Below are 21439 nucleotides of genomic sequence, written 5' to 3'. Positions count from 1 at the left end.
AAGGGGAATAAGGCCACGACTATAGCCCAGCCCATCCAGAGGCTAAAATCCTCCCTATGGCTATACCGGAACACCCCATGACAGAACGCCGCTCCATTCTTGCGCTGCCCGATCTGCTGATCAGCCAGATCGCCGCGGGCGAAGTGATCGAGAGACCCGCCTCGGTGCTCAAGGAAATCCTCGAGAACGCCATCGACGCCGGCGGGCGCGCGATCGAGGTGCGCCTGGAGGGCGGCGGCATCCGCCGCATCGCCGTGACCGACGACGGCGGCGGCATTCCCCCCGAGGAACTGCCGCTGGCGCTGGCGCGCCACGCCACCAGCAAGATCCGCAACCTCCACGAGCTGGAATCGGTCGCGTCCATGGGGTTCCGCGGCGAGGCCCTGGCCTCGATTGCCTCGGTGGCGCAGGTTTCCATCATTTCGCGCACCCGTGACGGCGAGCATGCCTGGCAGATCCAGGCCGGCAGCATGCAGGTCACCCCCGCCTCTGGTCCGCCGGGCACCACCGTGGACGTGCGCCAGCTGTTCGACGCGGTGCCGGCGCGGCGCAAGTTCCTGCGCTCGGAAGCCACCGAGTTCGGCCACTGCGTCGACGCCATGGAGCGCATCGCGCTGGCCCATCCGCAGATCGCCTTCCGCCTGTTTCACCACGACCGCGCGCAACGCCAATGGCTGCCGGCCGAACCGCCGCAGCGCATCCGCGACGTGCTGGGCGCGGAGTTCGCCGAGCACGGCCTGCTGCTGTCGCACAGCGTCGGCACGGTCAGCCTGGCAGGCATGATCACCCGCCCCACCGCGGCCCGCGCCCGCGCCGACCGCCAGTACCTGTACGTCAACGGCCGCTACGTGCGCGACCGCACCGTCAGCCACGCGCTGCGCGCCGCCTACGCCGACGTGCTGCATGGCGACCGCCAGCCGGCCTATGTGCTGTTCCTGGACATCGACCCGGCCGCGGTCGACGTCAACGTGCATCCGGCCAAGCACGAGGTGCGCTTTCGCGACAGCGGCGCGGTGCACCGCTTCGTCAACCACGCGGTCAGCCAGACGCTGGCGCAGACCGGCGGATCGTCGGCGGTGGCGCCGGCCGCGGCGACGCGCGATGACGATGATGGATTCGAGACCGTGGCGCCGTCAGCGCCCGCGGCAGCCGACGGCTTGCCCGCCTCCGCGCCGGCCGACACGCCTCGCCCCGGCTATACCGGCGCCAGCCCGGGCGCCGCGCCCGCCTACGGCCTGCGGCCCACGCCGGCGCCGCAGCGCCCGCATACACAGGTGCCGTTCCGCCTGCACGCCGAGCCGGCCGGGATTCCCGCCGCCGACTGGCAATCGCTGTATCGCCCGCTGACCGAAGACACCGCCGCGCGCGTCGAGCCGCTGCGCGACGTGGCGGCGCTGGCGCCGCAGGCAGCGCCGGCGCCGACGCTGCCGGCCGACGAGGAACACCCGCTCGGCATGGCGCTGGGCCAGTTGCACGGCATCTACATCCTGGCGCAGAACCGCCGCGGCATGGTGCTGGTGGACATGCACGCCGCCCATGAACGGGTGGTCTACGAACAGCTCAAGCAGGCGCTGGACGCGCGCAGCCTGCCGCGCCAGGACCTGCTGGTGCCGGTGGTGTTCCACGCCCAGGAAAAGGATGTGGCGGTGGTCGAGGAATTCGAGGAACAGCTGGAAGACCTGGGCTTCCAGATGCGACCGTCCGGCCCCACCTCGATCGCGGTGCGCTCGGTGCCGGCGATCCTGGCGCGCGGCGACATCGAGACGCTGGCGCGCGCCGTGCTGCGCGACCTGGCCGGCGTGGGCGTGTCGCGCCTGCTGACCGAACAGCGCAACGAACTGCTCTCGACCATGGCCTGCCACGGTTCGGTGCGCGCCAACCGCAAGCTCACGATCGAAGAGATGAACGGCCTGCTGCGGCAGATGGAAGCCACCGAGCGCGCCGACCAGTGCAACCACGGCCGGCCCACCTGGGTGCAGTGGTCGGTGTCCGACCTGGACAAGCTGTTCCTGCGCGGGCAATAGGTCTTGCCGGTGTCCGCCCCTCCCCTCGTCATCTGCCTGGCCGGCCCCACCGCGGCCGGCAAGAGCGCATCCACCCTGGCGCTGGCCGAACGCTGGCCGCTGGAGATCGTCAACGTCGATTCGGCCACCATCTACCGCGGCATGGACATCGGCACCGCCAAGCCGTCGCCGGCCGAACAAGCGCAGGTGCCCCAGCACCTGCTGGATATCCGGGATCCGGCGCAGTCGTATTCGGCGGCCGAATTCCGCGCCGACGCGCTGCGCCTGATCGACGAGATCCGCGCGCGCGGCCGCATTCCGCTTCTGGCCGGCGGCACCATGATGTACTACAAGGCGCTGCGCGACGGCCTGGACGACCTGCCGCAGGCCGACCCCGCGCTGCGCGCAGAACTGGAAGCGCGCGCCGCCCGCGACGGCTGGCCGGCGCTGCACGCCGAGCTGGCGCGGCTCGACCCCGTCACCGCCGCGCGCCTGGCGCCCAACGACAGCCAGCGGATCCAGCGCGCGCTGGAGATCTGCCAGTTATCGGGCCAGCCCATGTCGGCGCTGCTCGGCCGCCAGCGCGCCGCCGCCGGCGACGACGACAACCGCTACCTGACCATCAGCCTGGAACCCTCGGAGCGCGCCGCGCTGCACGCGCGCATCGAACAGCGCTTCGACGCGATGCTGGCCAACGGCCTGTTGGAAGAAGTGCGCGGCCTGCATGCGCGCGCCGACCTGCACCCGGGCCTGCCGTCGGTGCGCTGCGTGGGCTACCGCCAGATGTGGGCCCATCTCGACGGCGAGATCAGCCTAGAGGAAGCCCGCGAACAGGGCATCGCCGCCACCCGCCAGCTGGCCAAGCGCCAGATCACCTGGCTGCGGGCCCAGCCCGAGCGCGTGATCGTCGACTGCCTGGCGGCCGACGCGGTGGCGCAGACCATCGACGCGGTGGCCGCGGCACTGGCCGACGCATCCTGACAAGAGGCTGCCTGCTTTCGCGCCTGACCTTTTCGCCGCAGCCGGCCCTTGCGGCAGCGCCTGACCACGGGATATCGAACGGATGGAAATCAACGAAGCGAGCCAGTCTTTTGCCACCGGGCTGCGCAAGCAGGGCCAGGCCCTGATCAGTGAAATCCAGCGGTTGCTGCGGGAACGTCCGTTCACGCTGGAGGAGGGCGTTTCCAGGGAAACCGTGGACGCCATCCACTTCGAGTACGACTGGGAGTCGTTCACTCCCGTCGCGATTCCCCTGAACACACGCTCCGGCTACTGTGGACGGGGCCTGCGGCTGGCATTGCAGTACCCGTTGATTGCGCCCGATGTCGACGCCGCGTTGACCGAAGCCATGGACAACGAGGACGACGATTTCGGCGACGAACTGCGCGAAATAATGACGGAGACCTACCTCGCCTGGTTCCAGGCGACCTGGCGCGACGCGCGGGACGCCAACCGGGAGGTGCGTGGCTTTCTGTCCGTTCACGACACCATCTGGCGCACGGACCTGGATACGGGAGAAGAATTCCGCGAGGACGCGGGCCGGGTCAAGTTCTTCTAGCCGGACTGCGAAAGAAAAACCCGCCACCAGGGCGGGTTGTTGATTGCGAGGCCAGCCGGCTCAGACCACCACGGTCTGGGGCATGCCTTCGGTCTGCGCGACGATCTCGCCCAGCTTGCTGACGGTTTCGCCCTGCTCGCGCAGCGTGGCGGCGATGGCGTCGGCCTGGGCCGGATCCACCACCAACACCATGCCGATGCCGCAGTTGAAGACGCGGTACATCTCGGTGTCCTCGACGCCGCCCTGCTCCTGCAGCCACTGGAACAGCTTGGGCATTTCCCAGCTGTCGCGCCGCAGGCGGGCCGACAGGCCGTCCTGCAGGATGCGCGGCACGTTGTCGAGCAGGCCGCCGCCGGTGATGTGGGCCAGGCCCTTGATGGCGGTGCCGTGCTTGGCCAGCGCGGCCAGCACCTGCTTGACGTAGATGCGGGTCGGGGCCATGACCACGTCGACCAGCGGCTGGCCGTGGAAATCGTCGTCGGGCTTGGCGCCGGCGCGTTCCAGGATCTTGCGCAGCAGCGAATAGCCGTTGGAGTGCGCGCCGCTGGACGCCAGGCCCAGCACCACGTCGCCGACCTTGATCGACTTGCCGTCGATGATGGCCGACTTCTCGACCGCGCCCACCGCGAACCCGGCCAGGTCGTATTCGCCGTCGGGGTACATACCCGGCATTTCGGCGGTTTCGCCGCCGATCAGGGCGCAGCCCGACAGTTCGCAGCCCTTGGCGATGCCGCCCACCACCGACGCCGCCGTGTCCACCGAAAGCTTGCCGCAACCGAAGTAATCCAGGAAGAACAGCGGCTCGGCGCCCTGCACCAGGATGTCGTTGACGCTCATCGCCACCAGGTCGATGCCGACGGTGTCGTGGCGGTTCCAGTCGAACGCCAGGCGCAGCTTGGTACCGACGCCGTCGGTGCCCGAGACCAGCACGGGCTCCTTGTAGTTCTTGGGCACTTCGAACAGGCCGCCAAAGCCGCCGATACCGGCCAGCACCCCGGGGCGCATGGTGCGCGCCGCAAGCGGTTTGATACGGTCGACCAGGGCGTCGCCCGCGTCGATGTCGACACCGGCGTCACGGTAGGTCAGGGGAGCTTTGGGTTGATTCGTCATGAGAAATGCCGTGGGATATGTAACAATTGCTGGGAATTGGGGTGGAACGCCCTGCATTTTACGATGTTGCGGCCCGGTCCTGGCCAGCGCCCGGCGAAAGCCGCCAGCGGCGGGCGGGACGGCTCCGGCCCGGCGCGGCGCCATTTTGGCGCAAACCCAAGCCAGGCAAAGGGCTTGGACGCGACACCGGCGCCCCGGGTGGTTTAAAGTGTAGGGTTGGCCGATAGCGATTTTGCCAGTTTCTGGCGGGCAACGCCGCCGCCGGCCATGGGCTCACCCCGGAGCCTGGCTCTACCCGCCTGATCGATAACCTCTCATGAACCGCCAGCTGCTGCTCGACGTTCTTCCCGCGCCAGCGCCCTCGCTGAACAATTTCATCGCCGGTCCCAACGGAGAGGCGCTGGCGGCCGTGCGCACGCTCGCTCCCGGCCGCGCGCTGTACATCTGGGGCTCGGCCGGCTGTGGCCGCAGCCATCTGCTGCGCGCGCTGACCGCGCGCCCCGACGCCGTCTACATCGAAGCGGCCAACAGCGCCAACATCCTGCGCGTGCTGGCCGAGGCCGATTCCAAGTCGCCCATGCCCAAGTTCGTGGCGGTGGACGACGTGCACCTCATGGACGAGCACCGCCAGGCAGGCCTCTTTGCCCTGTACAACCGCTGGCGCGAATCGGCCGCCACCGGCCGCGCCTTCGCGCTGGCCGTGGCCGGCGACCGCTCGACGCTGTCGATGCCGCTGCGCGAAGACCTGCGCACCCGGCTGGGCTGGGACCTGGTGTTCCGCCTCGATCCCCTTTCCGACGCCGACAAGCTGGCGGCGCTGGCGGCCCAGGCGGCCGAACGCGGCCTGCACCTGGCGCCCGAAATCATCAACTGGATGTTGACGCACCACGAGCGCGACATCCGCAAGCTGGCGGCGTTGCTGGACGCGCTGGACCGCTACTCCCTGGCCACCGGCCGTCCCATCACCCTGCCCCTGCTGCGCGCCATGCTCGCAGACCCCGATTCGCAACGCACATGACCTCCCGACGTCTCGCTCTGTTCGACCTGGATCACACCCTGCTGCCGCTGGACAGCGACTACCAATGGGCCGACTACCTGGCGCGCACCGGCCGCGCCGGCGATCCCGCCGAGGCCCGCCGCCAGAACGACGACCTGATGGACCGCTACAACCGCGGCGAGCTCACCGCCGAGCAGGCAGCCGAGTTCATGCTGGGACTGCTGGCGGCGCACGCGCCGTTCGAGCTGGCCGCCTGGCACGAGGATTTCATGGCCGAGGTCATCCGCCCGTCGATCACGCCCGCCGCGCGCGCGCTGGTCGAATCGCACCTGATGGCGGGTGATCTGTGCGCCGTGGTCACCGCCACCAACAGTTTCGTCACCGCCCCCATCGCCCGCGCCTTCGGCATCCCCCACCTGGTGGCCACCGACGCCGAAGTCCAGCGCGGCCGCTACACCGGCCGCATCCTCGGCACCCCCAGCTTCAAGGAAGGCAAGGTCGTGCGCGTCCACGACTGGCTGGCGGCCATGGGCCTGGGGCTTGCGGATTTCCCCGAATCGTTTTTCTATAGTGATTCGGTCAATGATGTCCCGCTGCTCGAAAAGGTGACCCGCCCGATCGCCGCCAACCCCAGCCCCGCCCTGCGCGCCATCGCGCAGGAACGCGGCTGGCAAGTGATCGATCTGTTCGACCACGTCATGGATGCCAAGTCCTAAATGATCACCGAAACCATAAAAAAATTCGTCGGCCGACTGTTCGCGCCGGCAGCCCGGGGGCCTTTGCGCATCGGACGCGACAAGCACGGCATCGACCGCCGCAACGTCTCGCGCCACGCCATCAAGGTATGCGAGGTGCTGCGCCAGCATGGCTATGAAGCCTATATCGTCGGCGGCGCGGTGCGCGACCTGATCGTCGGCCTGGAACCCAAGGACTTCGACGTCGCCACCAACGCCACGCCCGAGCAGATCCGCCCGCTGTTCCGCCGCGCCCGCATCATCGGCCGCCGCTTCCAGCTGGTGCACGTGGTGTTCGGCCAGGAAATCATCGAGACCTCCACCTTCCGCGCCCCCGCCTCGGAAGACCAGGAAACCGACGCGCACGGCCGCATCCTGCGCGACAACGTGTTCGGCACGCACGAGGAAGACGCGGCGCGCCGCGACTTCACCATGAACGCGCTGTACTACGACCCGCACAACGAGGAAGTCATCGACTTCCACAACGGCGTGGCCGACCTGAAAAAGCGCCAGATCCGCATGATCGGCGACCCGGCCAAGCGCTACCGCGAAGATCCGGTGCGCATGCTGCGCGCGGTACGTTTCGCCGCCAAGCTGAACGGCACGATCGACCCTGCCACGCGCCAGCCGATCCGCACCATGGCCGACCTGATCGAGAACGTGCCGGCTTCGCGCCTGTTCGACGAGATGCTCAAGCTGCTGACCTGCGGCCACGCCATGGACTGCCTGCGCCAGCTGCGCGCCGACGGCCTGCACAACGGCCTGCTGCCGCTGCTGGACGTGGTGCTGGAACAGCCGGGCGGCGAGCACTTCGTGGAACTGGCGCTGGAACGCACCGACGCCCGCGTGCGCGCCGGCAAGACCATCAGCCCCAGCTTCCTGTTCGCCGCGCTGCTGTGGCAACAGGTGGAGGTGCGCTGGAAGCAGCTGCGCGCCCAGGGCGAACACACCATCCCGGCGCTGTCGCAGGCCGCCGACTCGGTGCTCGACGAGCAGACCGAGAAGCTCGCGATCCAGCGCCGCTTCTCGTCGGACATGCGCGAGATCTGGTTCATGCAGCCGCGCTTCGAGCGCCGCATGGGCAAGACCATCTTCCGCATGATCGAGCAGCCGCGCTTCCGAGCCGCCTGCGACTTCCTGCAACTGCGGGCCGCCGCCGGCGAGTTCGACAGCGTGCTGGCGCAGTGGTGGATGGACCTGGCCAACGCCGACGACGCCACCCGCGCCGACATGATCGAGGAAGTCTCGCGCCTGCCGCGCGACGCCAGCGACGGCCCGGCGCCATCGGCGCGCAAGCGCCGGCCGCGCCGCCGCTCGTCCTCGCGTGGCGCGGGCAGCGCCGCGGGCAGTGCCGGCGGCGCCGGATAAAGCCATGGCCGCCCCCGTGCGCGCCTACATCGGGCTGGGCGCCAACCTGGGCGACAGCGCGGCAACGTTGCGCAGCGTGCTGGCCGAGCTGGCCGCCACCGACGGCATCATCGCGGTGACGGCCTCGCCGTTCTACCGCACGGCGCCGGTGGACGCCACCGGCCCGGACTTCGTCAACGCGGTCGCCGCGCTCGACACCACGCTGGCGCCTCTCGACCTGCTGGATCTGCTGCAGGCGCTGGAATTGCGCCATGGCCGTGAGCGGCCCTACCGCAACGCGCCGCGCACCCTCGACCTGGACCTGCTGCTGCATGGCGACGCCGCCATGGCGCATGAGCGCCTGGTCCTGCCTCACCCGCGCATGCAGTTGCGCGCTTTCGTGCTGCGTCCGCTGCGCGACCTGGCGCCGACGCTGACGCTGGCCGGCCGCGGCCTCGACGCCTGGCTCGGCGACATCACCGACCAGCCGATCGAACGACTGGACTGAACAGCGCCAGGCGGCACGGTTGCCGCCGCCTTCCTGATTACCTTGAAGATCGGCCCTGCGGCCGCGTCACGCCTTGGGCGCGAACGCCAGCATGGCGCGTTCGACGTCGTCCACGCCGGGCAGTCCGGCCTCGTTGCCCAGGTGCTGGATCTTGTGCGCCGAGGCGGCGCGGGCGAAGGTGAAGTGTTCCTTCCAGGCCAGCTCGGGCCGGTTGACGTACGACCAGACATAGGCGCCGTGGAACACGTCGCCCGCGCCGGAGGTATCGATGATGCGGTCGGCCGGCACGTCCAGCGACGACAGCGTGTCGACCGCGCCGGTTTCGTCGTACCAGAGCATGCCGCGCTCGCCCAGCGTCACCGCCCCGATGCGGCAGCCTCGCTGTTTCAGCAGGTCCAGCAAGCCATGCGGCGACAGGTCCAGCTGCTCGCACATGCGTTCGGCGCAGACGGCCACGTCGATGTGGCGCAGCAGTTCGTCGGTGTTCTCTCGCACGCCGCCGCCATCGAGGGAGGTCAGGATGCCGGCCTGGCGGCAGGCGCGCGCATAGTGCAGCGCGGCGTCGGGCTGGTGGCCGTCCAGATGCAGCGCGCGGTAGCCGCTGACGTCCAGGCGCGGGAAATCGTTCAGGTAGTCGGCATCGCGCGCCCGCACGATGGCGCGCTTGCCATGGTTGGGCATGATGAACGACAGCGACGAGCGCCGCACCTGGCGCCCGTGCAGCGTGACGCCGTGCGCGGCCGCCATGTCGGTGTACATGTGGCCGAGCCAGTCCGGCGCCAGCGAGCAGATCAGGTCGGGCTTCGTGCCCAGCTTGCCGCAGGCGAATGCCGCGGTGACGGCATTGCCGCCGAACGACACGGCGTAGTCGCGCGCCACGCTTTTCTCGTCGCCGGTGGGCCATTCGTCGGCCAGCACGGTGACGTCGATGTAGGTATGCCCGATGAAAAGCGCTGCACTCATGAGACCGTCCGCGGAAAGGGTTGCCGGATTGTAGGCCGGACAACGCCGGACGGGATCAACCGGCGCTGGCTTCGCCGGCCTGCGCCAGCACGCGGCGGGCGCGGGTGATGACGGGCGCGTCCACCATCTTGCCGTCCAGCATGAAGGTGCCGGCGGCCTTGTCGCGATGCGCGTCGACCACGCGGCGGGCCCAGGCCAGCTCGGCCGGATCGGGCGCGAAGGCGGCGTGGATCACCGGCACCTGCGCGGGATGGATGCACAGCATGCCGCCGAACCCCATCTGCAGCGCGCGCGAGGCGGCGGCGGACAGGCCGTCCTGGTCCTCCACGCCCGGGAACACGCCGTCCAGCGCCGGCGCCAGGCCGGCGGACCGGGTATGCAGCAGCACCTGCACGCGGGCCTGGTCCAGCACGGTCTCGGCGCCGGCCGTGTCCGGCGCCACGCCCAGGTCCAGGCCATAGTCGAGGCTGCCGAACGCCAGCCGCGCCACGCCGGGCGTGCCCGCGACCTCGGCGGCGTTGAGGATGCCGCGCGCGGTTTCCAGGATGGGGATGACCGGCAGCCCGGTCTGCGCCACATGGCGCACCTGCGCCAGGCTTTCGGCCTTGGGCAGCAGGATGCCGGCCACCGCGGGCTTGCCGCGGCAGGCCTTCAGGTCGTCGTCGTGCCACGAGGTGGAGGCATCGTTGATGCGTACCCAGACCCGCGCCTGCGGCTGCGTGCCCAGGAAGTCACAGAGCGCTTCGCGCGCCGAGGCCTTGGCCAGGTGCTCGACCGCGTCTTCCAGGTCGACGATGACGGCGTCGGCGCCGCTGGCCAGGGCCTTGGGGATGCGTTCGGCACGGGAGGCCGGCACGAACAGCGCGGTACGAACGACGGAATGCATCACACCACCTCCGAAGCATGGAATCGCGCCACCTGTTCGGGCGCGTATCCCAATGATGCTAGCACCGCATCCGTGTTCTCGCCCACGGCGGGCACCGCCGCCATGCGCGGCGCGAAGGCGTTGCTGCTGGCCGGCGGCAGCAGCGCCGGCAGCGTACCGGCCGGGCTGTCGACCTGGCTCCAGCGATCGCGCGCCCGCAATTGCGGGTGGTCCCAGACCCCGGCCATGTCGTTGACGCGGGCATTGGCGATCTGCGCGTCCTCCAGCCGGTCGGTGACCTGCTGCACGCTGAGGTCGGCGAAGGCCGCCACGATCAGCGCGCGCAGGGCCTCGCGGTTGGCGGTGCGCAGCGAGTTGGTGGCGAAACGCGGGTCCTCGGCCAGTTCGGCCTGGCGCAGCACCTGGGCGCAGAACACGCGCCATTCGCGCTCGTTCTGCAGGCCCAGCATGATGGTGTTGCCGTCGCCGGTGGGGAACGGGCCGTAGGGATAGATCGAGGCGTGGGCCGCGCCGGCGCGCACCGGCGGCGCCGCGCCCTCGAACGCGTAGTACATCGGGAAGCCCATCCACTCGACCATGCTTTCGAGCATGGAGACGTCCAGGCGGCTGCCCAGGCCGGTCTTCTGGCGCAGCAGCAGCGCGTTGAGAATGGCGGAATAGGCGTACATGCCGGCCGAGATGTCGGCGATGGAGCAGCCGGCCTTGACCGGGTCGTCGGCGGTGCCGGTGACCGACAGGAAGCCGCTTTCGCTCTGGATCAGCAGGTCGTAGGCCTTCTTGTCCTGGTAGGGACCGCCTTCGCCATAGCCGGAGATGTCGCAGACGATCAGGCGCGGATACTTGGCGTGCAGCGCCTCGAACGACAGCCCCAGGCGCGCCGCGGCGCCGGGGGCCAGGTTCTGCACCAGCACGTCGGCCTGTTGCAGCAGGCGTTCCATGATGTCGCCGGCTTCGTCGCGCTTGAGGTCCAGCGTCAGGCTTTCCTTGGAACGGTTGGTCCAGACGAAGTGCGACGACAGGCCACGCACGCGCTCGTCGTAGCCGCGGGCGAAGTCGCCCGCGCCGGGGCGTTCGATCTTGATGACGCGCGCGCCCATGTCCGCCAGCTGGCGGGTGCAGAACGGCGCGGCGATGGCGTGCTCGAGGCTGACGACGGTGATGCCGTCCAGCGGGCGGGGGGCTGGCGTGCTCATGCGGTGAACCTCAGTTCGGCCTGGTGGGCCAGCGTGCCGTCCTGCTCGGCCCAGAGCCGGGCCAGGCCCGGTTCCTCGACCCGGCCGGCCACCTGGAAAGGCGTGGGTGAAATCAGCGGCCGCAGGCCGCGGTACGACAGGTGCGTGGGACGCGCGCCGGGGTGGGCGCGCAGGAAGGCGGCGACCATCTCGGTGGCGATCAACGGGCCGTGCACCACCAGGCCCGGATAGCCTTCGGTGCCGGTGACGTAGGGATGGTCGTAGTGGATGCGATGGCCGTTGAAGGTCACGGCGGAATAGCGGAACAGCAGCACCGAGGTGGGTTCGATGGTGTCGCGCCACTGGGCCTGCGGCGCCGGCTCGGTGCCGGTGAGCTTGGGCGGCGTGGGCTGGCGGTAGACGATGTCCTGCTCTTCCAGGATGGCCACCTCGCCGTCCTGGCGGTATTCGTGGCGCACCGTCACGAACAGCAGCGCGCCGGTGCGGCCGGCCTTTTCCTTGACGTCGGCCACCACCGAGACCCGTTCGGCCGGCACGCCCACCCGAAGCGGCTGGCGGAATTCGACGCGGCCGCCGGCCCACATGCGGTTGCGGTCCTGCGCCGGCGGCAGGAAGCCGCCGCGAGCCGGGTGCCCATCCGTCCCCAATCCGTCGGCCGCGACCGTGCTGATGAAGAACGCCCACTGCCACAAGGGGGGCAAGGGATCGCCCACGGCGGGCGCGGGGCCGCCCAGCGTGGCGGCGATGCGCGCCGCATGGCCAGGGTCCAGCGCGTCCGCCTGGCGCTCGCCGCTGCCGATCCAGCCGGCCGGGTCTGTCGATGTCATGCCGATATTCCTTTGGTAAATGTCCTGGCGGCTAGCATCCCGCATGGCGCGGGCGCTGTGAATTCATTTTTACTCAAGGCCGGGTTTGGGGCGCCTGAATCGTGCGCCCGGCGCCGGCCGCCGTAATATAGGCGCCATGCACTTCGATCTCGCCGACCTCCGCCTGTTCATCCACATCGCCGAATCCCCCAGCCTGACGCAGGCCGCCAAGCGGGCGCACCTGTCGCTGGCCGCCGTCAGCGTGCGGATCAAGGCGCTGGAGAACCAGCTCAATACCCGCCTGTTGTACCGCGACAGCCGCGGCGTGGAAATCACCCCGGCCGGCCAGCGGCTGTTGCAGCATGCGCGGGTCATCATGCGCCAGGTCGACCACCTGAAGCACGACTTCCAGGAACAGGCCGACGGCGACGCCGGCCACATCCGCATTTTCGCCAATACCACGGCAGTGACGGAATTCATGCCCGACATCCTGGCGCGCTTCCTGGCGGGCCATCCCGGCGTCACGGTCGACCTGCAGGAACGCCTGACCCGCGACATCGTGCGCGGCGTGCTGGACGGCACCACCGACCTGGGCATCGTCGCCGGCCCGGTCGACGCCCCCGAATTGCAGACCATCCACTTCAGCACCGACCGACTGGTGCTGGTGGTGCCCAACGGCCACCCCCTGCAGGAGCAGGACAAGGTCAAGCTGGCCGACGCGGTGCGCTATCCATTCATCACCATGCACGAAGGCTCGACGCTGGTGGCGTTCCTGCGCGACCAGCTCGAGCGCATCGGCCAGCGCCTGCCGCAGCGCATCCAGCTGTACAGCTTCGACTCGATCTGCCGCATGGTGCAGGCGGGCGTCGGCGTCGGCGTGATCCCGGATTCGGCGGCGCGCCGCTATGGCGCGGAAATGAAGCTGCGGGTGGTGGAACTGGACGAGCCGTGGGTGGTGCGCGAACGCAAGCTGCTGGTGCGCGATATCGACGCCCTGCCCGGCTGCGCCCGCGAACTGATCGAACAGATCCGGCAGCCGGCGGCCGCGTGACGCGCTGGCGGCGGGAGGCGCCCCAGCCGTCCCGCGCGCCGCGACGCCACGTCCAGCAGGCTGTTCACACGACAAGGAGCCTCGCGCCGCGGGCCCTAGCGTCCGGTGAACGCCGGCGCGCGCTTCTGCGCAAAGGCGCGCATGCCTTCCAGGTAATCGTCGGTGTAGCCCAGTTCGCGCTGCAAGGCGCATTCCAGATCGAACTGCTGCGCCAGCGTGTTGCCGCTGGAGGCATGCAGGGCGGCCTTGGTGGCGGCATAGGCGCGGGTGGGTCCGGCCGCCAGCGTGGCGCGCACGTCGGCCAGGGTTGCCGCCAGCGCCGCGTCCGGCACGACGCGCCAGATCAGCCCCCACGCCTCGGCCTGGCGCGCGCTGACGGCCTCGCCGAACAGAGCCGCGCCCATGGCCCGCGCCGTGCCCACCAGGCGCGGCAGGAACCAGGTGCCGCCCGCGTCCGGCAACAGGCCGATCTTGCTGAAGGCCTGGATGAAGCGAGCCGACTCCACCGCGAACACCACGTCGCACGCCAGCACCAGGCTGGCGCCTGCGCCGGCCGCGACGCCGTTCATCACGCACACCACCGGCGCCGGCAGCGCGCGCAGCCGCATGATGAGCGGCTTGTACAGCTTTTCCAGGTTCTCGCTCAGGTCGCGGCGCGAGCCGTCCTCTGCCGGCTTGCGCTCGCCCAGGTCCTGGCCGGCGCAGAAGCCGCGGCCGGCGCCGGTCAGGATCACGCCGCGCAATCCGGCGTGCGCTTGCAGCGCGTCCAGCGCCCGCGCCAATTCGGCGTGCATGACCGCGGTGAAGCTGTTCAGGCGCTCGGGGCGGTTGAGCGTGATGACGCCCACGCCCTGCTCCAGGGTGAACGTGATCTGGGTATAGTCGGCGGCGCTCATGCCAGTTCCTCCAGCACCGCCAGTTGCTCGGCGCTGTCGCCCAGCAGCAGGTCCGCGACCGTCAGGCGCTTGAAGTAATCGCCGACCTCCAGTTCGTCCGTCATGCCCATGCCGCCGTGCAACTGCACCGCCATCTGCGCCACCAGCCGGCCGGCGCGCGCGGTTTCGAGCTTGGCCGAGGCCAGCATGCGGCGGCGCTGCGCCGTGTCCGCTTCGGTCAGCGCGGCCATGGCCACATAGGCCATGGACAGCGCCAGTTCCTTGGCCACCAGCATCTCGGCCAGGCGATGCTGCAGCGCCTGGAACGCGGCCAGCGGCTGGCCGAACTGCTTGCGCGTCTTGAGATAGTCGACGGTGATCTCCAGCAACCGTTCCATCGCGCCCGCCGCATGGGCGCACAGCGCCGCCGTGCCCCATTGCAACGCCTGCGCCAAGGCCGCGTCGGCCGCCTCGCCTTGCGCCAGCAGGGCATCGGCGCCAAGCGATACGGCATCGAAATCGAGCCGGGCGCAGCGCGCGCCGTCCAGCGTTGGCGTATCGGTGACGCGCACCCCGGCGGCGTCCGCCGGCACCGCCAGCAGCAGCGTGACGCCGTCTTCCCCGCGCGCGCTCACCAGCCAGGCGTGGGCCGCTGCGCCGTGCCACACCAGGTGCTTGGCGCCATCCAGCCGCCAGCCGTCGCCGCTGCGCGTCGCGCGGCAGCCCTCGGGATCGGCCTGATAGCGGCGCCCGGGTTCCTGGTAGGCCACGCTGACCACCTTGTCGCCCGACGCGATGTCCGGCAGCCAGCGGTCACGCGCCTTGTCGTCGCAGGCGCCGATCAGGGCCGCGCCCATCACCGCGCTGGGAATCACCGGCTCGGCCACCAGTCCGCGCCCCAGCTCCAGGTGCACCGGCAGCAGGCTGGCCGGCACTTCGCCAAAGCCGCCCGCTTCTTGCGGGATGTTCAGGCCCAGCACGCCCAGCTCGGCCAGCGCGCTCCAGGCCGCCGGATCGAGCCGGCCCGCGGCCTCGCGGGCGCGGCGCTGCGGGCGGGTCCATGCCTGGTCCACCAGGCGGCGCAGGCTGTCGGCCAGCATGCGCTGTTCTTCGGTATAGAGGAAATCCATGCGTCGTGTTCCTTGCGGATGCGGGCCGGGCCTACAGGCCCAGCACCAGGCGGGCGATGATGCCCTTCTGCACTTCGGTGGTGCCGCCGTAGATCGAGGTCTTGCGCATGTCGGCATAGCCCGCACCCGAGGCCGCCGCCATCTCCGGGCCGGGGCCGTGATAGGCGGCATCGGCCAGCATCCATTCGGGATCGTAGGGCCAGGCGTCGGGACCGGCGATTTCCATCTGCAGCATGGCCAGGTCCTGCTGGATCTCGGAACCCCGGATCTTGAGCACCGAGGCCTCCGGGCCGGGCGTGCCGCCGTTGCTTGCCGCCACGCGCAGCAGCAGCATTTCCAGCGCCATGATGTCGACCTCGATGCGCGAGATGCGGTCGCGCATGCGGCTGTCGGCCAGCAGCGGCCGGCCGCGCGAAGTGGCGCGCGCGGCCATGTCCTTGAGGATGCCGAGTTCGCGATGGCAATGGCCCAGGCCGGCGATGCCGGTGCGCTCGTGGCCCAGCAGGTACTTGGCGTACGTCCAGCCCTGGTTCTCCTCGCCCACCAGGTTGGCCACGGGCACCCGCACGTTCTCCAGCCAGACCTCGTTGACATCATGGCCGCCGTCGAGCGTGCGGATCGGGCGCACGGTCACGCCCGGCGCGCGCATGTCCAGCAGCAGCATCGAGATGCCGCGCTGGGCGCGCGCGTCGGGATCGGTGCGCGCCAGGCAGAACATCCAGTCGGCGTACTGCGCCAGCGTGGTCCAGGTCTTCTGGCCGTTGACCACGTATTCATCCCCATCGCGCACCGCGCGGGTCTTGAGCGAGGCCAGGTCCGACCCCGAGCCGGGCTCGGAATAGCCCTGGCACCACCAGTCCTGCACCCGCGGCATGCGCGGCAGGAAGCGCGCCTGCTGCTCGGCGCTGCCGTACTTCATCAGCACCGGGCCGATCATGGACAGGCCGAACGGCAGCAGGCGCGGCGCGCCGGCCTTGAAGCATTCCACTTCGAAGATCAGCCGTTCCAGCGCGTTCCAGCCGGTGCCGCCGTGTTCGACCGGCCAGTTCGGCGCGCCCCAGCCCTGGTCGGCCAGGATGTTGTGCCAGCGCACGTAGTCGTCGCGCTCCAGCCGCTGATGCCGGCGCACCTTGTCGCGGATGTCCCGCGGCAGCCGATCGGCGGCGAACGCGCGCACCATTTCGCGGAACCGGATCTCCTCCGGCGTCCAGGTCAGATTCATGGCCTACCTCCTTTGGCGGCTATCTAGCCATGCCGACCCGGCGCCGGACAATCTGCGGTTGCGGAAGACCGCCTTTTGCCTCGGTGTAGGGCACGGGCACTACGGGCCGGCAAAAGGCCTGCTTCAGCAATGAAGAATGGCACCGGCCGGCGCCAGCCCCGACACTGGCGGCTCGTCCATCCGGAACCCATGCAATGACCGCAACCGACCCACGCGCCGCCGAAGGCGCCGAGGCGCAATACCGCCAGGCGCTCGACCAGGGACGCTTCCAGATCCAGCACTGCGACGCCTGCGACCGCGCCGTGTTCTATCCCCGCATGATCTGCCCGCATTGCGGCGCGGACCAGTTGTCCTGGCGCACGCCGGACGGGCGCGGCACGGTCTATTCCACCACCACCGTGCGGCGCAAGCCCGAGGCGGGCGGCGACTACAACGTGGCGCTGGTCGACCTGGCCGAGGGCGTGCGCCTGATGAGCCGGGTCGAGGGCGTGGCGCCCGACGCCGTGCGCATCGGCATGGCGGTGCGGGCCCAGGTGGCCGTGACGGAAGGCCGCGGCCTGCTGGTCTTTGTTCCCAACAAGGAGGCGCAATGACGCTGAACGATCTGCGCGGCGCCGTCGCGGTGGCGGGCGTCGGCCATGCCGGCCTGGGCCAGGCCCACGGCTACACCGAAATGGAAATCCTGGTGCAGGCGGCACAGCGCGCCGTGGCCGACGCCGGCCTGTCGATGCGCGACATCGACGGCCTCTGCACCGCCAGCGTGGCCGCGCCGATGTGGGCGATGCCGGTCATCGAGCACCTGGGCATCCGCCCCAGCTTCATCGACAGCACCATGCTGGGCGGTTCCAGCTTCGTGGCGCACCTGCTGCCGGCGCTGCACGCGCTGGCCTCGGGCCAATGCAACGCGGTGCTGGTCTGCTATGGCAGCACCCAGCGCACCTCGACGCTGAGCCGCGCCGAGATCGGCCGCGTGCGCAAGCAGTTCGATCCGCAGCCCTACGAGACGCCGTACGACCCGTTGAGCCCGCTGTCGTCGTATGCGCTGGCCGCGGCGCGCCACATGCACCAGTACGGCACCCGCCGCGAACACCTGGCGCAGGTCGCGCTGGCCGCCAACCAGTGGGCCCAGCTCAATCCCGAGGCGCAGTTGCGCGAGCCGGCCACGCTGGAGCAGATCCTGGCCGCGCGTATGGTGTCCGATCCCTTGAGCGTGCGCGATTGCTGCCTGGTCACCGACGGCGCCGGCGCCTACGTGCTGGTGCGCGCCGACCGCGCCCGCGACCTGCCGCGCCCGCCGGTCTACGTGCTGGGCAACGCCACCGCCGTCTGGAACCGGCAGATCTCGTCGATGGAAGACCTGACCGTCACCGCCGCCAGCGTATCGGGCCGCCGCGCCTATGCCATGGCGGGCGTCTCGGCCCAGGACATCGACGTGGTCGAGCTGTACGACGCCTTCACCATCAACACCCTGCTGTTCCTGGAGGACCTGGGCTTCTGCGCCAAGGGCGAGAGCAAGGACTTCATCGCCGGCGGCGCCATCGCGCCCGGCGGGCGGCTGCCGGTCAACACCAACGGCGGCGGCCTGTGCTGCGTGCATCCGGGCATGTACGGCGTCTTCATCATGATCGAGGCCGTGCGGCAGCTGCGCGGCGAGGCCGGCGCGCGCCAGGTGGCCAACGCCGAACTGGCGCTGGTGCACGGCAACGGCGGCACGCTGTCCAGCCAGGCCACCGCCATCCTCGGCACCGCCGCCACGCTTTGATTCCGACCGCAGCAACCATGTCGCACGCCGAACCGCTCACCCGCATCCACCAGTTGCTGGCCCGCCAGGCCGGCAGCCAGCCCGACGCCATCTGCCTGTACGAGGAAGGCGGCGGCATCCTGACCTATGCGCAACTGTGGCAACGCGCCGAGGACGCGGCGCGCTGGCTGGCGGCGGCGGGCGTGAAGCCGGGCCACCGGGTGCTGATGGTCGGCGAGAACTGCGCCGCCATGATCGCCGCGTTGTTCGGCTGCGGCATCATCGGGGCCTGGCCGGTTGGCGTGAACGCGCGCTTGTCGGCGCGGGAAATCGCCGCCATCAGCGCCCACGCCCAACCCGAGATCACGCTCTACACCAGCGGGGTTTCCGGCGCCGCCGCCGCCCATGCCGACGCGGCCAGAGCGCAACCCGCCGATGCCGCCGCCTGGGGGCCTGGCGTACGGGCACGGCGCGCGGATTCTCCGACCCAACCCGAAACCGGCGCCCCGGCCGCCGAGGTCGCCACCGTGATCTACACGTCCGGCACCACCGGCGCGCCCAAGGGCGTCATGGTGCCGCACCGCGGCCTGCTGCACTTCGCCGGCGTCTCCGCGGCGTCGCGCCGCCTGACGCCCCGGGACATCGGCTACGCCGCCCTGCCGCTGTCGCACATCTTCGGCATCGCCACCGTGCTGATGGCGACGCTGCACGCCGGCGCCAGCCTGGTGCTGCGCAGCCGTTTCGATCCCGAGGATGCCTTCAAGGCGCTGGCCCACCCCGGCGTCAGCATCCTGCAGGGCGTGCCGACCATGTTCAACCGGATGCTGGCGGCCGCGCCGCCTCGCGCTGAATTTCGCGCCCCGGCGCTGCGCTATCTCTACACCGGCGGCGCGGCGCTCGACCCCACGCTCAAGCGCGACGCCGAACGCTACTTCGGCGTCGCCATGCACCACGGCTACGGCATCACCGAATACGCCGGCTCCATGTTCATCACCGACATCGACGCCCCGCCGACCGATTGCAGCGCCGGCTTCGCGGTGGACGGCGTGCAATTGCGCATCGGCCGTCCCGACGCCGACGCGCCGCGCCCTGGCGAACGCGGCGACATCCTGATCCGCGGCCCCGGCGTGATGCTGGGCTACTACCGCGACCCGGCGCAGACCGCGCAGGCGCTGCTGCCTGGCGGCTGGCTCAACACCGGCGACATCGGCTACCTGGACGACCGCGGCGCGCTCTACATCGCCGGCCGCTCCAAGGACCTGATCATCCGTTCCGGCTTCAACGTCTACCCGATCGAGGTGGAGGCGGTCATCAACGCCTTTCCCGGCGTTCGCCTGTCGGCGGTGGTGGGCCGCCCCACCGAGGACCACAACGAGGAAGTCATCGCCTTCGTCGAACCCCTGGCCGGCGCGCGCCTGGACACCCATCTGCTGATGCTGCACCTGCGCGCCCAACTGGCGCCGTACAAGCGGCCGGCGCAGATCCACTGCATCGACACGATTCCCACCACCGTCAGCGGCAAGATCCTCAAGCAGCCGCTGAAAGAAAGGCTGGCGTAGGCGCGGCCCCGCTGTTCCGCTCCGCGACCGGCTCATTCCACAAGGAGACATGAGCGTGAACATCAAGACCCTGCTCGCCGCGGCCGCCGCCGTGGCGGCCATGGCGACCGGCGCCAGCGCCGCCGCCGACAGCGCCTACCCCGACCGCCCCCTCCGCCTGCTGGTGGGCTACGCCCCCGGCGGCCCCGTGGACACCACCGCGCGCGTCTTCGCCAAATACCTGGGCGACAAGCTGGGCCAGGCGGTCGTGGTCGAGAACCGCGCCGGCGCCAGCGGCATGATCGCTTCCGACGCCACCGCCAAGGCGCCGCCCGACGGCTACCTGCTGGGCTTTGCCGCCAGCCCCACGCTGACCATGTCGCCACTGGTCCAGCGCAGCACCCTGTTCGATCCACGCAAGGATTTCTCGCTGATCGGCCTGGTGGTCGACTACGCCAACGTGCTGCTGATCGGCCCGCAGGCCCCGGCCAAGAGCGTGGGCGAGCTGGTCGACTACGCCCGCGCCCATCCCGATGCCGTGTCGTTCGGCTCGGCCGGCATCGGGGCGTCGAACCACCTTTCGGCCGAACTGCTGAAGAAGCAGGCCGGCGTGCCGATGCTGCACGTGCCCTATCGCGGCAACTCGCCGGCGATGATGGACGTGGTCAGCGGCAAGATCACCTTCATGTTCGACATCACCAGCACCGCGATTCCGTTCATCAAGAGCGGCAAGGCGCGCGCGCTGGCGGTCACCTCGCGCACCCGCAACCCCGAGCTGCCCGACGTGCCCACCATGATCGAGGCCGGCATGAAGGACTACGAGGTGGTCGGCTGGTATGCGCTGGTCGGCCCGCGCAAGCTGCCCGACGCGGTGCAGGCGCGCCTGAAACTCGCGCTATCCGAGGTATCGAAGGACCCCGCCTTCCGCCGCGCCATGACCGACGGCGGCTACACCATCAACAGCGGCGACGCCGCCGCCCTGCAACAGCGCATCGACCGCGAATATGCCCTGTGGGCCGATGTGATCAAGAGCGCCAACATCCAGGCCAACTGACCCCGACCGGAACCCGCCCATGACGCCATCCGCACTGCGCGCGCAGACCCGACTGCCCATCATCGGCGCTCCCATGTTCCTGGTCTCCGGCCCGGACCTGGTGGCGGCGCAATGCGGCGCCGGCATCATCGGCACCTTCCCCTCGCTCAACGCCAGGCCGCAGGAACAATTGCACGACTGGATCAACCGCATCGAAGAACGCCTGGCCGCCGCCCGCCGCGCGGATCCGCGCGCGCGGGTGGCGCCCTACGGCGTCAACCTCATCGTCCACCCCAGCAACGCCCGCTGGCAGGGCGACCTGGCCATCTGCGCCGAGCGCCGCGTGCCCCTGGTGATCACCTCGCTGCATCCGCCCGAAGCCGTGGTGCGCGCCGTCCATGCCTACGGCGGCCAGGTCTACCACGACGTCACCACGGTACGCCACGCCCGCCGCGCCCTGGATGCCGGCGTCGACGGCCTGATCCTGGTCTCCGCCGGCGCCGGCGGCCATGCCGGCCGGCTCAACCCGATCGCCCTCGTCAACGAAATCCGTGCCTTTTACGACGGCCCCCTGGCCCTGTCCGGCTGCATCAGCCACGGCAAGGACGTCCTCGCAGCCCAGGCCCTGGGCTGCGACTTCGCCTACATGGGCACCCGCTTCATCGCCACCCGCGAATCCCTGGCCAACGACGCCTACCGCGAAATGATCCTGCGCGCCCAGGCCGCCGACGTCACCTACACCCC

Annotated in this window: 21 protein-coding genes; 13 read left to right on the top strand and 8 right to left on the bottom strand. The window is 70.2% G+C overall.

Annotation, left to right across the window (positions count from 1 at the left end; all coding sequences use genetic code 11):
• Positions 1–77 precede the first annotated feature (77 nt).
• The 3 genes from mutL to DK459_RS19655 all read left to right on the top strand — a co-directional run bounded on the left by mutL (position 78) and on the right by DK459_RS19655 (position 3561).
• A complete protein-coding gene (mutL, locus tag DK459_RS19665) occupies positions 78–2024 on the top strand; it encodes a DNA mismatch repair endonuclease MutL (protein ID WP_054499616.1) in 1947 nt (648 codons plus the stop codon).
• A 9-nt stretch (positions 2025–2033) separates the two neighbouring features.
• A complete protein-coding gene (gene miaA, locus DK459_RS19660; protein ID WP_020925058.1) occupies positions 2034–2984 on the top strand; it encodes a tRNA (adenosine(37)-N6)-dimethylallyltransferase MiaA in 951 nt (316 codons plus the stop codon).
• Positions 2985–3066: 82 nt separating this feature from the next.
• Entirely contained in the window at positions 3067–3561 is a 495-nt protein-coding gene (locus DK459_RS19655; RefSeq protein WP_110135000.1) for a hypothetical protein, read from the top strand.
• 60 nt (positions 3562–3621) lie between these two features.
• Here DK459_RS19655 and purM read toward each other — a convergent pair whose 3' ends face one another.
• Positions 3622–4671 (bottom strand): phosphoribosylformylglycinamidine cyclo-ligase, encoded by a 1050-nt coding sequence (gene purM, locus DK459_RS19650; RefSeq protein WP_020925060.1) that lies wholly within the window; start codon positions 4669–4671, stop codon positions 3622–3624.
• Between the two features lie 316 nt (positions 4672–4987).
• On the opposite strand from purM, the gene hda reads away from it, so the two are divergent.
• The 4 genes from hda to DK459_RS19630 are packed head-to-tail and all read left to right on the top strand — an operon-like array spanning position 4988 to position 8257.
• A complete protein-coding gene (gene hda, locus DK459_RS19645; protein ID WP_006388889.1) occupies positions 4988–5689 on the top strand; it encodes a DnaA regulatory inactivator Hda in 702 nt (233 codons plus the stop codon).
• Entirely contained in the window at positions 5686–6384 is a 699-nt protein-coding gene (locus DK459_RS19640) for an HAD family phosphatase (RefSeq protein ID WP_024067803.1), read from the top strand. The genes hda and DK459_RS19640 overlap by 4 nt, the downstream gene beginning before the upstream one ends.
• A complete protein-coding gene (pcnB, locus tag DK459_RS19635; RefSeq protein WP_054443204.1) occupies positions 6385–7770 on the top strand; it encodes a polynucleotide adenylyltransferase PcnB in 1386 nt (461 codons plus the stop codon).
• Between the two features lie 4 nt (positions 7771–7774).
• Complete coding sequence (locus DK459_RS19630) at positions 7775–8257, top strand: 2-amino-4-hydroxy-6-hydroxymethyldihydropteridine diphosphokinase (RefSeq protein WP_020925063.1); 483 nt, start codon at positions 7775–7777, stop codon at positions 8255–8257.
• Between the two features lie 66 nt (positions 8258–8323).
• Here DK459_RS19630 and DK459_RS19625 read toward each other — a convergent pair whose 3' ends face one another.
• Genes DK459_RS19625 through DK459_RS19610 form a run of 4 tightly spaced genes read right to left on the bottom strand, consistent with a single transcriptional unit; the run spans position 8324 to position 12126 of the window.
• Positions 8324–9220, bottom strand: coding sequence for a sugar kinase (locus DK459_RS19625; RefSeq protein ID WP_110134999.1), 897 nt, complete (start codon positions 9218–9220; stop codon positions 8324–8326).
• Positions 9221–9275: 55 nt separating this feature from the next.
• Positions 9276–10109, bottom strand: coding sequence for a CoA ester lyase (locus tag DK459_RS19620; RefSeq protein ID WP_026382344.1), 834 nt, complete (start codon positions 10107–10109; stop codon positions 9276–9278).
• Positions 10106–11299 carry a CaiB/BaiF CoA-transferase family protein gene (locus DK459_RS19615; protein ID WP_110134998.1) on the bottom strand — a complete coding sequence of 398 codons (1194 nt, stop codon included), beginning with the start codon at positions 11297–11299 and terminating at the stop codon, positions 10106–10108. The genes DK459_RS19620 and DK459_RS19615 overlap by 4 nt, the downstream gene beginning before the upstream one ends.
• On the bottom strand, positions 11296–12126 hold the full coding sequence (locus tag DK459_RS19610; protein ID WP_006388882.1) for a MaoC family dehydratase N-terminal domain-containing protein: 831 nt from the start codon (positions 12124–12126) through the stop codon (positions 11296–11298). The genes DK459_RS19615 and DK459_RS19610 overlap by 4 nt, the downstream gene beginning before the upstream one ends.
• Before the next feature lie 136 nt (positions 12127–12262).
• Between DK459_RS19610 and DK459_RS19605 the strand changes: the two genes are divergently transcribed.
• Complete coding sequence (locus DK459_RS19605; RefSeq protein ID WP_049055670.1) at positions 12263–13156, top strand: LysR substrate-binding domain-containing protein; 894 nt, start codon at positions 12263–12265, stop codon at positions 13154–13156.
• 95 nt (positions 13157–13251) lie between these two features.
• Here the strand turns inward: DK459_RS19605 and paaG are convergent, their stop codons facing one another.
• From paaG to DK459_RS19590, 3 genes are read right to left on the bottom strand one after another with little or no spacing between them, the layout of a single operon-like run.
• The gene (paaG, locus tag DK459_RS19600; RefSeq protein ID WP_047992602.1) at positions 13252–14052 is read right to left on the bottom strand and encodes a 2-(1,2-epoxy-1,2-dihydrophenyl)acetyl-CoA isomerase PaaG; all 801 of its coding nucleotides are present in this window, start codon (positions 14050–14052) and stop codon (positions 13252–13254) included.
• On the bottom strand, positions 14049–15161 hold the full coding sequence (locus DK459_RS19595) for an acyl-CoA dehydrogenase family protein (RefSeq protein ID WP_110134997.1): 1113 nt from the start codon (positions 15159–15161) through the stop codon (positions 14049–14051). Before DK459_RS19595 ends, paaG begins: the two co-directional genes overlap by 4 nt.
• 31 nt (positions 15162–15192) lie before the next feature.
• A complete protein-coding gene (locus tag DK459_RS19590) occupies positions 15193–16383 on the bottom strand; it encodes an acyl-CoA dehydrogenase family protein (protein ID WP_006388878.1) in 1191 nt (396 codons plus the stop codon).
• A gap of 194 nt (positions 16384–16577) precedes the next feature.
• Between DK459_RS19590 and DK459_RS19585 the strand changes: the two genes are divergently transcribed.
• The 5 genes from DK459_RS19585 to DK459_RS19565 all read left to right on the top strand — a co-directional run.
• Positions 16578–16976, top strand: coding sequence for a Zn-ribbon domain-containing OB-fold protein (locus DK459_RS19585; RefSeq protein WP_006388877.1), 399 nt, complete (start codon positions 16578–16580; stop codon positions 16974–16976).
• Positions 16973–18145, top strand: coding sequence for a thiolase (locus tag DK459_RS19580; RefSeq protein ID WP_006388876.1), 1173 nt, complete (start codon positions 16973–16975; stop codon positions 18143–18145). Before DK459_RS19585 ends, DK459_RS19580 begins: the two co-directional genes overlap by 4 nt.
• A 17-nt stretch (positions 18146–18162) precedes the next feature.
• A complete protein-coding gene (locus tag DK459_RS19575; protein ID WP_110134996.1) occupies positions 18163–19683 on the top strand; it encodes a class I adenylate-forming enzyme family protein in 1521 nt (506 codons plus the stop codon).
• Between the two features lie 55 nt (positions 19684–19738).
• Positions 19739–20716 (top strand): tripartite tricarboxylate transporter substrate binding protein, encoded by a 978-nt coding sequence (locus DK459_RS19570; RefSeq protein WP_107316014.1) that lies wholly within the window; start codon positions 19739–19741, stop codon positions 20714–20716.
• 19 nt (positions 20717–20735) lie between these two features.
• Positions 20736–21439, top strand: a 704-nt coding sequence (locus DK459_RS19565) for a nitronate monooxygenase family protein (RefSeq protein WP_110135240.1), incomplete at its 3' end; no start/stop codon positions are given.

The organism is Achromobacter sp. RW408 (genome assembly GCF_003184165.1).
GTDB lineage: Bacteria > Pseudomonadota > Gammaproteobacteria > Burkholderiales > Burkholderiaceae_B > Achromobacter > Achromobacter xylosoxidans.
This window is presented reverse-complemented; position numbering and strand designations above follow the sequence as displayed.